Raw genomic sequence first — 12,850 nt, 5'->3', positions numbered from 1 at the left:
TCAGGGGACGAAGCAGCGGCGCGGTTCGTGACGCGCCAAGATCACTGAAGCCAGTAGATCATGGCGTACAGCCCGATCCACACGACGTCGACGAAGTGCCAGTAGTACGACACGACGATCGCCGAGGTCGCCTGCGCCGGAGTGAACCGGCCCATGGTCGTGCGGACCATGAAGATGACGAAGGCGACCAGACCACCGGCCACGTGCAGGCCGTGGAAGCCGGTCGTCAGGTAGAACATCGAGCCGTACCCGTCGGCGTTGATCTTGATGCCCTCGTGGACCAGCTCGCGGTACTCGTTCAGCTGGCCGAGCACGAAGATCAGGCCCATCACGAACGTGACGGTGAACCAGCGCCGTAGCGCGTGCACGTCGCCCTTCTCCGCCGCGAAGACGCCGAGCTGGCACGTCACCGAGGAGAGGACCAGGATCACCGTGAAGGTGGTCGCGTATGGGATGTTCAGCACCTCGGTGTGCTTCTCCCATTGCTCCGGCGCTGCCGCGCGGATGGAGAAGTACATCGCGAAGAGCGCCGCGAAGAACATGAGTTCACTGGAGAGCCACACGATCGTCCCGACGCTGACCATGTTGGGTCGTGTCAGAGAGTGGATCCGGCTCTTGTCAATGGCTGGGGCCGCAGTCACGCCGTCATTATTGCCCCTGACCGGGGGCGGCGATCAGCGGGGTGGCAAACCTGCGCCTTCCGTGGGCCGACCGTCAGGGTCCGGTTCGCCTGGCCTAGCCTGAAAAGCGTGCTGCACGTCGATCCGATCCTCGCCGCCACCTCGGCCGTCCCGGCCGCTGTGCTCGCGGCCACCCCGGCGGGCTCGTCCACCCTGGCCGCCAGCGCCGAGGCGACCCCGCCACCGTTCACCGTCGGCACGGTCCTGACCGAGACCCGGCTGGACAGCTGGCTGGCCCTCGGCCTGGTGCTCGCCGCCGGCCTCTACCTCTACGGGGTGCACCGGCTGCGCGTCCGCGGCGACCGCTGGCCGATCGCGCGTACCGCGTTCTTCCTCGGTCCGGGCCTGGGCGGCATCGCGCTGGTCACGGTCAGCGGGCTGCACGCCTACGACACCGCGCTGCTGTCGGTGCACATGGTCCAGCACATGGTGCTCTCCATGGTGTCGCCGATCTTCCTCGCGCTGGGCGCGCCGATGACGTTGGCCCTGCGGACGCTGCCGGTCGGGCCGCGCAAGCGCCTCCTGGCGATCGTCCACAGCCGCGTCGCCCGCGTCTACAGCTTCCCGCTGGTGGCGTTCGCCATCTTCGTGGTCAACCCGTTCGTGCTGTACTTCAGCGACCTGTACCGCTACACGCTGGAACACGCCTGGGCACACGAGCTGGTGCACGCGCACTTCATCATGACCGGCTGCGTCTTCTTCTGGCCGCTGCTCGGCCTCGACCCCCTGCCCGGCCGCTGGCCGTACCCGGCACGCGCGCTGCTGATGCTGCTCTCCGTGCCGTTCCACACCGTGCTCGGGCTCACCATCATGCAGAGCAGCACGCTCTTCGGCGGCGACTGGTACCCGTCGCTCAACCTGGGCTGGGCCGACCCCAAGGCCGACCAGGTGCTGGCCGGCGGCATCCTGTGGGCGGGTGGCGAATTCGTCAGCGTGACGATGATCGCGGTGCTGGTCGTGCAGTGGATCAAACAGTCCGAGCGGGAGGCCCGCCGACTCGACCGCGAGCTGGACCGCCAGGAGGCCCGCGACCGCGCCGCCGACGCCGCGACCGCCTGAGCTGCGCCGACGGTACGCCGGACGGGCGGCGGCGGGCGGCGTGTCGGCTACGTCACGTGGACCGGTACGATCTGCGGGCAGCTACGAGGTGGAAGCGGAGTGCCGGCACATGAGCGATCGAGTTTGCACCGTCCTGCTCTACAGCGACGACCCGCAGGTCCGTGACCGGATGCGGCTCGCTGTCGGCACCCGGCCCGCACCCGGGTTGCAGGTCGAGTTCGTGGACGCGTCGACCTACGCCGAGACGATCCGCCTGGTCGACGACTACGAGATCGACCTGCTGCTGCTCGACGGTGAGGCGAGCCCGGGCGGCGGCATCGGCATCGCCCGGCAGATCAAGGACGACCGGGACGACGCGCCGCCGACCTGCCTGGTGATCGCCCGCGCCGCGGACCGATGGCTCGCCGCGTACGCCGAGGTCGACGCGACGCTGGTGCACCCGCTCGACCCGGTGACCACCGGCAGCACGGTGGCCGAGCTGCTGCGGACGCACGCACCCGCCTGACGTCCCCCGCTCTCCGGCACCGACACGGCGCCGGAGAGATCGGCGCCGGTTCCAGCCCACCCGCACTTCGTACGCTCGGGAGGCCCGTCATGGGCGATCGGACCTGGCCGCACCTGCTCACCTCGCTGCTGCGCGGCGAGGAGCTGTCCACCGCCGACACGGCGTGGGCGATGGGCGAGATCATGGCCGGCTCGGCGGGCGCCGCACAGGTCGCCGGCTTCGCGGTGGCGCTGCGGGCCAAGGGCGAGACCTCGGCTGAGCTGGCCGGTCTGGTGGAGACCATGCTGAGCCGGGCGGTCCCGGTCGACCTCCCCGACGAGCTGCGCTCGACCGCCCTGGACGTGGTCGGCACCGGCGGTGATCTCGCGCACACGGTCAACATCTCCACCATGGCCGCGCTGGTCGTGGCCGGCGCCGGCGTCCGGGTGGTGAAGCACGGCAACCGGGCCGCGTCCTCCTCCTGCGGCACCGCCGACCTGCTGGAATTCCTCGGCATCCCGCTCGACCTCGACCCGGACGCGATCGTGCGCTGCGTCACCGAGGCCGGCATCGGGTTCTGCTTCGCGGCCCGCTTCCACCCCGGGATGCGGCACACCGGGCCGGTACGCCGGGAGTTGGGCGTCCCCACCGTGTTCAACTTCCTCGGCCCACTGACCAACCCGGCCCGGCCTCGCGCCGGTGCCGTCGGCTGCTTCGACACGCGGATGGCGCCGGTGATGGCCGGCGTGTTCGCCGCTCGTGGCGACTCCGTGCTGGTGATGCGCGGCGAGGACGGGCTGGACGAGTTCACCACCGCCGCGCCGACCCGCGTCTGGGCGGCTCAGGGCGGCACCGTACGTGAGGCTGTGCTGGACGCGACGGACCTGGGGGTACCCCGGTCCACCCTCGGTGACCTGCGCGGCGGTGACGCCGCGTACAACGCCGACGTGGCCCGTCGCCTGCTGGCCGGCGAGACCGGTCCGGTGCGCGACGCGGTGCTGGTCAACGCGGCGGCGGCACTGGCCACCCAGGGTTCGCTGGAGGGCGACCTGACCGAGGCGCTGCGCGCCGGCCTGGACCGCGCCGCCGAGTCGATCGACTCCGGTGCGGCGGCGGCCACCCTCGACCGCTGGATCGAGACCGCCACCGCCTGACGCGCGCCTGGCGGCCCGGTCGCTCTCGACTCGTGACCCTTGCTGCTTCCGGCGACGGTGCGTGGGGATTTGTCGTACCCGCGTGTGAAACTACAGCCGAGTAGTTCTCCGTTTCCGCTGTGCGCCGCTGTCGCATCCGGGGCGGTTCACCTGGACTGAAAAGGAGACGCCCGTGTCGCACCGCGAGCTCCACTGCGACGTCTGCGAGGGCGTGACGCTGTTCGAGGCGCCGCCCTGCGTCGACGGCCACGGCACCGACTGTCCCGAGCTGATCTGCACCAACTGCGGCGCCGCCGTGGTCCTCGCCACGTTCGCCTCCCGTGTCACCCGCCTGGGTGACCGCCAACGCCCCCAGCGCACCCGCCGCCACGCCGCCTGAGGTGTGCGGCGTCGCGATCGACGCCAGATCGCCGACGTGGGGGCATCCCGCCGCGCTGTCACCCCCGCATCGCCGAGGTGGAGTTGATCACGACGAAGGCCCGCTCCCCCATCGGGGTGCGGGCCTTCGTGGCGGTACGGGTCGGCCGCGAGCGCGGCCGGATGGATCAGTGCTCTGCGGTACGCCGGGTGCCGGTGTAGTACTCGAACAGCAGCCCGCAGACGGCGAAGATGACCGCCAGCATGCCGGCGCCGATCAGCCAGTACTGCCAGAACACCAGGCCCAGCGCGGCGATCGAGGCGGCCATCGCCAGGCCGAACGGCCAGTAGCTACCCGGGCTGAAGAAGCCCACCTCACCGGCGCCGTCGGCGATCTCGGCGTCCGGGCGGTCCTCCGGGCGCAGGTCGATGCGGCGGGAGACGAACCAGAAGAACCCACCGCACATCGTGCAGAGCAGGAACGACAGCAGCAGGGCGACCGTGCCCACCCACTCGACGCCGCCGGACTCACCGTGGGTCCAGACGCCGTAGAGGATGGTGGCGCCGAAGAGGAACCCGGCGATGATCAGGAAGATACGCCACTCGGTCTTCATGCGGCTGCCTCAGCTTCCCGGGAAGGCCGGAGCGTCGTCCGGGTTGAAGTTGCTCTGCGTCCGCCGGGTGTCGAACGGTCGCGTGGTCTCCGCGTACGGCTCTTCACCGATCTCGGACAGCGCGTCCTGGGTGGACTTGCCACCCTGCTTGGCCGCCAGGAACTGGTCGTACTTCTCCGGCGAGACCACACGCAGCTCGAAGTTCATGAACGCGTGGTAGCTGCCGCACAGCTCGGCGCAGCGGCCGACGTACGCGCCCTCGGCGTCCAGGCTGGAAACCTCGAACACGTTGCGGACGTTGCCCGGGAAGACGTCCCGCTTGAACAGCAGCTCCGGCACCCAGAAGGAGTGGATGACGTCGCGGCTGGTCTCCTCGAACCGGATGGACCGGTTGGTCGGCAGCACCAGCACCGGGATGACGTCACTGGTGCCGAGCGTCGACGCCGTGGTGCGGGCGTCCGGGCCCTGCCCGTCGCGGTAGTTGAACTGCCAGTTCCACTTGAACGCGACGACCTCGACCGTGACGTCCGGGTTCTTCGACAGCTTGTCCACGTCGGTCTGCACGATCGCCGTGTAGTAGAACAGCACGGAGACGATCAGGATCGGCGCGATGGTGTAGAGGAACTCCATCGGCAGGTTGTAGCGGGTCTGCACCGGCAGCGCGTTGCCCCGCTTGCGGTAGCGCACGACGCACCAGAAGATCAGGCCCCACACGAAGACCCCGACCACGAGCGCGGCGATGCAGGAGGCGATCCACAGGTCGTACATCCGCCGCGACTCCGGCGTGATGCCGCCCTGCGGCCAACCGAAGCCGCCGAACGTCCGGCCCACGTCACAACCCGTGAGCAGGACCAGCAGCGCCACGCCACCGAGACCGAGCCCGGCCAACCGACCAGCACCACGTCCCCGGCGTCCACTTACCCCTGGGGAAGCGCTGTGCCGTACGGCCGACGGCCGTACCTCCGAACTCCTTGCGACCACCTGGTCCTGCCTCCCTAGCGCGCCGCGATGCGTCTTCCGTCAGCACCGGCGGCAAAGGCGTCACCGACGGTCGCAGATTACTCGACCATGACGGGCTCGGCCGTGGTGGGGTCACTCTCCGCCCCCATCGGGGGGATCCTGCGCATACCGCCGCGATAGCGTTGGGAACCGTGAGCGCGAGGAGCGAGCCGGGGTTGCGAGCCCCGCAGCCGCGAACAAAGGCAGAACCGTGAGCGCGAGGAGCGAGCCGGGGTTGCGAGCCCCGCAGCCGCGAACAAAGGCGAGACCGTGAGCGCGTCCCCGGTCTATCTCGACGCGGCGACCGCCGCGCCGCTGCATCCGGTCGCCCGGCAGGCGTTGCTGGCCGCCCTCGAGGACGGCTGGGCCGATCCGGGCAAGCTCTACACCCAGGCTCGTCGCGCTCGGCAACTGCTCGACGCCGCCCGCGAGGCCACCGCGCAGACGCTCGGCGTCCGCGCCGACGAGGTCTCCTTCACCCCCAGCGGTACGACGGCAGCACACGCGGCGGTGCTCGGTGGCCTGGCGGGGCGGCGCCGGTCGGGGTCGACGTTGGTGCACTCGGCGATCGAACACTCCGCCGTCCTGCACGCCGCCGAGCGGCACGTCGCGGCGGGTGGCACCGCCAACCCGGTGCCGGTCGACCGGCGGGGCCGGCTGGATCTGGCTGCCTGGTCGGACGCCGTCCGGGTGCCCGGTGTCGCGCTGGCCGCGCTGATCACCGCGAGCCACGAGGTGGGAACCGTGCAACCGGTCGCCGAGGCGGCGGCCGCCTGCGCTGACGTCGGGGTGCCGCTCTACGTCGACGCGGCGCAGTCGGTCGGGCGGGTGCCGCTGCCGGCCGGCTGGTCCGTGCTCACCGCCAGCGCGCACAAGTGGGGTGGCCCGCCCGGGGTGGGGGTGCTCGCGGTGCGCAAGGGCACCCGCTGGGAGTCGCCGTGGCCGGCCGACGAGCGGGAGGGTGGGCGTACCCCCGGGGCGTTGAACCTGCCCGCGGTGGTGGCGGCGGCGGCGAGCCTGCGCGCGGCGGCGGCCGACGCGGCGGCGGAGCAGGCCCGGTTGGCACCGCTGGTGGACCGGATCCGGGAGCGGGTGTCGGCGGAGGTGCCCGACGTGGAGGTGGTCGGCGACCCGGTGCTGCGCCTGCCCCACCTGGTGACGTTCTCCTGCCTGTACGTCGACGGCGAGACGCTGCTGCACGCGCTGGACCGGCGTGGCTTCGCGGTGTCGTCCGGTTCCTCCTGCACCTCGTCGACGCTGCGGCCGTCGCACGTGCTGGAGGCGATGGGGGTGCTGTCGCACGGCAACGTCCGGGTCAGCCTGCACCGCGAGACGACCGAGGCGGACGTCGAGCGGTTCCTCGCCGAGCTGCCCGGGATCGTCGCCGGGCTGCGCGCCGAGGCCGGGGTGGTGGGGCTGTGACGATGCCCGACGAGGTGCTCGACTGCCGGGGCCAGCGCTGCCCGCTGCCGGTGATCGCGGCGGCCCGACGGATGCCCGAGGTGCCGGTGGGCACGGTGGTGCGGGTGCTCGCCGACGACCCGGCGGCAGCGGTGGACCTTCCCGCGTGGTGCCGGATGCGCGGCCAGGAGTTCCTCGCGGCCATAACCGGCCCCGACGGCCCCGCCTACGACATCCGCCGAACCCACTAACCGCCCTACCCACCCACGCGATCTTGCAGTTTCTGCCCGGGCAAAAAGGGCATAACGCGCGTATCAGCGTCACAAAGTGCAAGATCGCGGGGGTGACCGGGGTGACCGGGGTGACCGGGGTGGGGCTGGTGGGTCAGGGCAGGAGGTGGGGGCGGATCTCGTCGGCGGCGGTGTCGCCGTAGGACTCGGCCAGGCGCTTGACGAACAGGTCGCGGCGGACGTCGTACTCCTGGGTCCCGACGGTTTCCAGGACCAGCGTGGCGAGCAGCGAGCCGACCTGGGCGGCCCGCTCCAGGCCGAGGCCCCAGGAGAGCGCGGTGAAGAAGCCTGCGCGGAATCCGTCGCCCACCCCGGTCGGATCGACCGCGCGGATCTCCCGGGCGATCGGCACGTGGATCGGGTCGATGCCCCGCCCGGCGATCTCGACGCCGTCCTTGCCCAGCGTGGTGACCCGCACCTTGACCAGGTCGAGCAGCTGGTCGTCGTTCAGCCCGGCCTTGCTCTGCAGCAACGACTTCTCGTAGTCGTTGGTCATCAGGTACTCGGCGCCCTCGATCAGCGCCACCACGTCCTCGCCCGGCATCCGGGCGAGCTGCTGGGAGGGGTCGGCGGCGAACGCGTACCCGCGGGTGCGGCACTCGGCCGAGTGGCGCAGCATCGCCTCCGGGTCGTTGGCGCTGACCAGCACCAGGTCCAGGCCGCCGATCCGCTCGGCGACCGGAGCCAGCTCGATGTTGCGCGCCTCGCTCATCGCGCCGGCGTAGAACGAGGCGATCTGGCACATGTCGGTGTCGGTGGTGCAGACGAACCGGGCCGTGTGCGCCACCTCGCTGATGTGCACCGAGTCGCAGTCCACGCCGTGCCGCTCCAGCCAGGAGCGGTAGTCGGCGAAGTCGGCGCCCACCGCACCGAGCAGCACCGGACGCAGCCCGAGCTGCGCCATGCCGAAGGAGATGTTCGCCGCCACCCCGCCACGGCGGAGCACCAGGTCGTCCACCAGGAAGGAGAGGGAAACCTTGTGCAGCTGATCGGCGATGAGCTGGTCGGCGAACCGGCCGGGGAAGCTCATCAGGTGATCGGTGGCGATCGAGCCGGTCACGGCGATCTTCATGTCAACCCTCGGGGTCGGGAGCAGGGCGCGGTCAGCCTACCGGCCCGGCAACCCCGTGGTGTCCGCTCGGTCGGACAACGGCAACCCGCCGGTAACCGGCGAGCCGGGACCGCTCCCACCGGCACCCCGACACGACGACGGGGCCGCCCCGAAGGACGGCCCCGCCTCGTGCTGGTGTGTGGCGCGACTCAGTTGAACGAGTCACCGCAGGCACAGGAGTTGCCCGCGTTCGGGTTGTCGATGGTGAAGCCCTGGGCGTCGATCCGGTCGGCGAAGTCGATCGTCGCGCCGGACAGGTAGGGGGCGCTCATCCGGTCGACGACGACCCCGACGCCATCGAAGTCGGTGACGACGTCACCGTCGAGCGAACGCTCGTCGAAGAAGAGCTGGTACCGCAGGCCGGAGCAGCCACCCGGCTGCACCGCGACGCGGAGCCGCAGGTCGTCGCGGCCCTCCTGCTCGATCAGAGCCTTGACCTTCTGCGCCGCGACGTCGGTGAGGACGACGGAAGTAGGGGCCTGGGCCTCGGTCGACTCGGTCTGCGCTGGCGTGGTCACGTGGAAGTCTCCCTGCGCGGTTTGGGTCCGGACGCACTAGCCAACGCCGCGCGCCGTCCAGTGATTCCCGGTTGTGGTCCAGTTCCGATCGTACGCCGCCCCGGCCGGACTCACCCGCGTGGCGGGACCGGCACCGCAGGTCGCCCCGGACGCGGCGGTGTCGACCGGGCCCGCGGAGCGCTCAGCGGCTCCACTGCCGAGCCAGTCGGGCGCCCAGCTCGCGCAGCCCGTCCGCGGGCCGACTGAGCGCGGCGTCCAGCCCACCGGCCTCCTCCCCGCCGAAGTGCTCGACCAGGCTGTACGCGTCGGTCACCCCCGCCGAGGCAGCCTCCCGCCGGCCGGTGCTGACCTGGCCGGCCACCACCACGCAGGGCACCCCCCGGTCGCGGGCGGCACCGGCCACCCCGGCGACGACCTTGCCGCGCAGCGACTGGTGGTCGAAGGAGCCCTCACCGGTGATCACCAGGTCGGCGTTGTCCAGCGCGGCGTCCAGCCGGGTGGCCCGGGTGACCAGGCCGATGCCCGACTCGCAGCCGCCGCCGAGCGCGAGGATGGCCGCGCCGAGGCCGCCGGCCGCCCCGCCGCCGGGCAGCGCGCCGAGCCCTGCCGGGCAGCCGGGCAGGTCCCGCTCCAGCACTGCCGCGAAACGCTCCAGCGCGGCGTCGAGCAGCAGCACGTCGGCCCGGTCGGCACCCTTCTGCGGGCCGAACACGTTGCTCGCGCCGTGCAGGCCGAGCAGCGGGTTGTCCACGTCGGTGGCGGCGACCAGCCGGGCACCGCGCAGCCGGGGCGCGCCATCCAACGCGTCGACCGCGGCCAGCGCGGACCCGCCGTACGGCAGCGCGGCGCCGGCGGCGTCGAGCGGGGTCACGCCCAGCGCGGCCAGCATGCCGGCGCCACCGTCATTGGTGCCGGAGCCGCCCAGCCCGATCACCACCGTGCGGGCGCCGCTCTCCACCGCGGCGGTCACCAGCAGGCCCAGCCCGTACGACGTGGTGGTCTTCGGGTCGCGTTCGGCAGGGGCGAGCAGGTGCAGGCCGCAGGCTTGGGCGCTCTCCAGGTAGGCGGTCGCGCCGTCGACGGTGAGCAGGATCTCACCGGCCGCCGGCCGGCCCAGCGGGTCGACGGTCGGCACCGGCACCCGCCGGCCGCCGAGGGCATCGGCGAGCACCTCCACGAAGCCCGGCCCACCGTCGGCGAGGGGCCGGATCAGCAGGTCATCCTCGGCGGCGACGGTGCGCCACCCGGCGGCCACCGCGGCGGCAACCTCCGGCGCGGGCAGGGTGCCGGCGAACTTGTCTGGGCAGAGCAGCACACGCATGCCGAGCAGTGTGGCAGCCCACACCGAGCGGAGCTGCGCCGTGCTCGCGCTGTGGGACCATGGATCACGTGACTTCGACCTGGGTGGAACCCTCGAACACGGCGACGGCTCTGCTGCTGCTCGGCCGGGGCAGCGACCCCGACACCGAGCGTGGCGTGGAATGTCCGGGCGATCTGCCGGCGCCCAGCGATCCCGATCTGGTGGCCCGGGCCACGGCGGCGAAGGCGAAGCTGGGCAGCAAGGTCTTCGTGCTGGGGCACCACTACCAGCGCGACGAGGTGATCCAGTTCGCGGACGTGACCGGCGACTCGTTCAAGCTGGCCCGGGAGGCCGCGGCCCGCCCGGACGCGGAGTACATCGTCTTCTGCGGCGTGCACTTCATGGCCGAGAGCGCCGACATCCTCACCACCGACGCCCAGCGGGTGATCCTGCCCGACCTGGCGGCGGGCTGTTCGATGGCGGACATGGCCGTGCTGGGTCAGGTCGAGGCCGCCTGGGACACGCTGACCGAGCTGGGCATCGCCGGTGACACGGTTCCGGTGACGTACATGAACTCGTCGGCCGACATCAAGGGCTTCGTGGGCCGCAACGGCGGCGTGGTCTGCACCTCCTCCAACGCCAAGCGCGCCCTGGACTGGGCGTTCGAGCAGGGGTCGAAGGTGCTCTTCCTGCCCGACCAGCACCTGGGCCGCAACACGGCCGTGCTGGAGATGGGCCTGTCGCTGGACGACTGTGTGCTCTACGACCCGCACAAGCCCGGTGGCGGGCTCACCCCCGAGCAGCTGCGCGACGCCAAGATGATCCTCTGGCGGGGGCACTGCTCGGTGCACGGTCGGTTCACCCTGGAGAGCGTCAACGACGTACGCGAGCGGGTGCCCGGGGTCAACGTGCTGGTCCACCCGGAGTGCCGGCACGAGGTGGTCACTGCCTCCGACTACGTCGGCTCCACCGAATACATCATCAAGACGATCGAGGCGGCTCCGGCCGGTTCGGCGTGGGCGCTGGGCACCGAGCTGAACCTGGTCCGCCGGCTGGCGCTGGCCCACCCGGACAAGCAGATCATGTTCCTGGACAAGGCGGTCTGCTACTGCTCGACCATGAACCGGATCGACCTGCCGCACCTGGTCTGGGCCCTGGAGGAGCTGGTCGCGGGTCGGGTGGTCAACCAGATCACCGTGGACGCCGACACCGCCCACCACGCCCGGGTGGCGCTCGATCAGATGCTCGCCCTGCCCGGCGGGGTCACCCCACCACCGGCGGCGACCTGATCACGTTCCGTAGCGCCCCTGGTACACAAAAGTGCCGGATCACCGATTAATGCCGCACACGCCGGTGTGACCGAGTCCTTTTTCGTCACCGAGGGCTATGCTGCCGGAGCGACGACGCAAGCGGGCCGTTTCGATATGGCCGCATCCGGGGTAACGACAGTTTTCGTGCTCCCCACCATCAACACAGCAGCACCGACGCGCTGGAGGTTGCGTTGACCGACGACGTCCTGGTCGTGCACGGAGGGACTCCGCTTGAAGGGCGGATCCGGGTGCGCGGCGCGAAGAACCTGGTTTCGAAGGCGATGGTCGCCGCGCTACTCGGCGACAGCCCGAGCCGACTGTTCGACGTGCCGAAGATCCGCGACGTCGAGGTGGTCCGGGGTCTGCTCGGTCTGCACGGCGTCAAGGTGACCGATGGCGTCGAGGACGGCGAGCTCGTCTTCGACCCGGTGAACGTGGAGAGCGCCAGCACCGACCAGATCAACGTGCACGCGGGCTCAAGCCGGATTCCGATCCTGTTCTGCGGGCCGCTGCTGCACCGGCTGGGGCACGCGTTCATCCCCGACCTGGGCGGTTGCCACATCGGCCCGCGCCCGATCGACTTCCACCTGCAGGCGCTGCGGGAGTTCGGCGCCACGGTCGACAAGCGGCCCGAGGGTCTGCACCTCTCCGCGCCGAACGGGCTGCACGGCACCAAGTTCGCCCTGCCGTACCCGAGCGTCGGCGCCACCGAGCAGGTGCTGCTGACCGCCGTGATGGCCGAGGGCGTCACCGAGCTGCGCAACGCCGCGGTGGAGCCGGAGATCATCGACCTGATCTGCATCCTGCAGAAGATGGGCGCGATCATCAAGGTCCACACCGACCGGGTGATCGAGATCCAGGGCGTGCCGAAGCTGCACGGCTACACCCACCGGCCGATCCCGGACCGGATCGAGGCGGCCAGCTGGGCGGCGGCCGCGCTGGCCACCCGCGGTCACGTCGAGGTGCTCGGCGCGCAGCAGGCCGACATGATGACCTTCCTGAACATCTTCCGGTCCGTCGGCGGCGAGTACGAGGTCACCGACGCGCGTCCGCCGAAGCTGGGCGACCCGGGCCAGGAGGGCGGCATCCGCTTCTGGCACCCGGGTGGCGAGCTGAACGCGGTGGCGCTGGAGACCGACGTGCATCCCGGCTTCATGACCGACTGGCAGCAGCCGCTGGTCGTGGCGCTGACCCAGGCCCGCGGCCTGTCGATCGTCCACGAGACGGTCTACGAGCAGCGGCTCGGCTACACCGACGCGCTCAACTCGATGGGCGCCAACATCCAGGTCTACCGGGACTGCCTCGGCGGCACCCCGTGCCGCTTCGGCCGGCGCAACTTCAAGCACTCGGCGGTGATCGCCGGGCCGAGCAAACTGCACGCCGCCGACCTGGTCATCCCGGACCTGCGGGCCGGTTTCAGCCACCTGATCGCGGCACTCGCCGCCGAGGGCACCTCCCGGGTGTACGGCGTCGACCTGATCAACCGGGGCTACGAGGACTTCGAGGCGAAGCTCGCCGACCTGGGCGCGCACGCCGAGCGTCCGTAACCTCGACCACTTCTCGCGCCCGGTGC

Annotated in this window: 14 protein-coding genes; 8 read left to right on the top strand and 6 right to left on the bottom strand. The window is 71.3% G+C overall.

The window, feature by feature from the left end; genetic code table 11:
* Positions 1-41 precede the first annotated feature (41 nt).
* Complete coding sequence (locus ABZ780_RS14390) at positions 42-641, bottom strand: heme-copper oxidase subunit III (protein WP_357010836.1); 600 nt, start codon at positions 639-641, stop codon at positions 42-44.
* Positions 642-749: 108 nt separating this feature from the next.
* On the opposite strand from ABZ780_RS14390, the gene ABZ780_RS14385 reads away from it, so the two are divergent.
* The 4 genes from ABZ780_RS14385 (at position 750) to ABZ780_RS14370 (ending at position 3,756) form a co-directional block, all read left to right on the top strand.
* Positions 750-1,739 (top strand): cytochrome c oxidase assembly protein, encoded by a 990-nt coding sequence (locus ABZ780_RS14385; protein WP_357486250.1) that lies wholly within the window; start codon positions 750-752, stop codon positions 1,737-1,739.
* Between the two features lie 109 nt (positions 1,740-1,848).
* The gene (locus tag ABZ780_RS14380) at positions 1,849-2,244 is read left to right on the top strand and encodes a hypothetical protein (RefSeq protein ID WP_357486248.1); all 396 of its coding nucleotides are present in this window, start codon (positions 1,849-1,851) and stop codon (positions 2,242-2,244) included.
* 89 nt (positions 2,245-2,333) lie between these two features.
* Positions 2,334-3,377: an anthranilate phosphoribosyltransferase gene (gene trpD / locus ABZ780_RS14375; protein WP_357486246.1), complete on the top strand. Its 1,044-nt coding sequence runs from the start codon at positions 2,334-2,336 to the stop codon at positions 3,375-3,377.
* Between the two features lie 172 nt (positions 3,378-3,549).
* The gene (locus tag ABZ780_RS14370) at positions 3,550-3,756 is read left to right on the top strand and encodes a hypothetical protein (RefSeq protein WP_357486244.1); all 207 of its coding nucleotides are present in this window, start codon (positions 3,550-3,552) and stop codon (positions 3,754-3,756) included.
* Positions 3,757-3,922: 166 nt separating this feature from the next.
* Here the strand turns inward: ABZ780_RS14370 and ABZ780_RS14365 are convergent, their stop codons facing one another.
* The gene (locus tag ABZ780_RS14365) at positions 3,923-4,348 is read right to left on the bottom strand and encodes a cytochrome c oxidase subunit 4 (RefSeq protein WP_357010826.1); all 426 of its coding nucleotides are present in this window, start codon (positions 4,346-4,348) and stop codon (positions 3,923-3,925) included.
* A 9-nt stretch (positions 4,349-4,357) separates the two neighbouring features.
* A complete protein-coding gene (gene coxB / locus ABZ780_RS14360; protein ID WP_357010824.1) occupies positions 4,358-5,329 on the bottom strand; it encodes a cytochrome c oxidase subunit II in 972 nt (323 codons plus the stop codon).
* Between the two features lie 288 nt (positions 5,330-5,617).
* Here coxB and ABZ780_RS14355 point away from each other — a divergent pair, with 288 nt between their 5' ends.
* Entirely contained in the window at positions 5,618-6,769 is a 1,152-nt protein-coding gene (locus ABZ780_RS14355; RefSeq protein ID WP_357486243.1) for an aminotransferase class V-fold PLP-dependent enzyme, read from the top strand.
* Positions 6,766-6,999, top strand: coding sequence for a sulfurtransferase TusA family protein (locus ABZ780_RS14350; protein ID WP_357486242.1), 234 nt, complete (start codon positions 6,766-6,768; stop codon positions 6,997-6,999). The genes ABZ780_RS14355 and ABZ780_RS14350 overlap by 4 nt, the downstream gene beginning before the upstream one ends.
* Before the next feature lie 133 nt (positions 7,000-7,132).
* On the opposite strand, the gene ABZ780_RS14345 is transcribed toward ABZ780_RS14350, so the two are convergent.
* The 3 genes from ABZ780_RS14345 to ABZ780_RS14335 all read right to left on the bottom strand — a co-directional run bounded on the left by ABZ780_RS14345 (position 7,133) and on the right by ABZ780_RS14335 (position 9,988).
* Positions 7,133-8,110 (bottom strand): carbohydrate kinase family protein, encoded by a 978-nt coding sequence (locus ABZ780_RS14345; RefSeq protein ID WP_357486241.1) that lies wholly within the window; start codon positions 8,108-8,110, stop codon positions 7,133-7,135.
* Positions 8,111-8,298: 188 nt separating this feature from the next.
* Positions 8,299-8,667: an iron-sulfur cluster insertion protein ErpA gene (gene erpA / locus ABZ780_RS14340; protein WP_357010816.1), complete on the bottom strand. Its 369-nt coding sequence runs from the start codon at positions 8,665-8,667 to the stop codon at positions 8,299-8,301.
* A gap of 181 nt (positions 8,668-8,848) precedes the next feature.
* Positions 8,849-9,988, bottom strand: a complete 1,140-nt coding sequence (locus ABZ780_RS14335) for a glycerate kinase (protein ID WP_357486239.1) — start codon at positions 9,986-9,988, stop codon at positions 8,849-8,851.
* A gap of 68 nt (positions 9,989-10,056) precedes the next feature.
* Here ABZ780_RS14335 and nadA point away from each other — a divergent pair, with 68 nt between their 5' ends.
* Both nadA and murA read left to right on the top strand, forming a co-directional pair.
* Positions 10,057-11,256, top strand: a complete 1,200-nt coding sequence (gene nadA, locus ABZ780_RS14330; RefSeq protein ID WP_357486238.1) for a quinolinate synthase NadA — start codon at positions 10,057-10,059, stop codon at positions 11,254-11,256.
* 212 nt (positions 11,257-11,468) lie between these two features.
* The gene (gene murA, locus ABZ780_RS14325) at positions 11,469-12,824 is read left to right on the top strand and encodes a UDP-N-acetylglucosamine 1-carboxyvinyltransferase (RefSeq protein ID WP_357010809.1); all 1,356 of its coding nucleotides are present in this window, start codon (positions 11,469-11,471) and stop codon (positions 12,822-12,824) included.
* The last annotated feature ends 26 nt before the right edge of the window (positions 12,825-12,850 follow it).

It is taken from the genome of Micromonospora sp. NPDC047467, from assembly GCF_040643095.1.
Lineage (GTDB): Bacteria > Actinomycetota > Actinomycetes > Mycobacteriales > Micromonosporaceae > Micromonospora.
The sequence above is the reverse complement of the archived record's forward strand: the minus strand, read 5'-3'. Positions and strand labels throughout refer to the sequence as shown.

Coding starts and splice junctions, on each gene's coding strand:
- ABZ780_RS14380 (WP_357486248.1), top strand. CDS start 1,849: ATGAGCGATCGAGTTTGCACCGTCCTGCTCTACAGCGACGACCCGCAG.
- trpD (WP_357486246.1), top strand. CDS start 2,334: ATGGGCGATCGGACCTGGCCGCACCTGCTCACCTCGCTGCTGCGCGGC.
- ABZ780_RS14365 (WP_357010826.1), bottom strand. CDS start 4,348: ATGAAGACCGAGTGGCGTATCTTCCTGATCATCGCCGGGTTCCTCTTC.
- ABZ780_RS14345 (WP_357486241.1), bottom strand. CDS start 8,110: ATGAAGATCGCCGTGACCGGCTCGATCGCCACCGATCACCTGATGAGC.
- ABZ780_RS14335 (WP_357486239.1), bottom strand. CDS start 9,988: ATGCGTGTGCTGCTCTGCCCAGACAAGTTCGCCGGCACCCTGCCCGCG.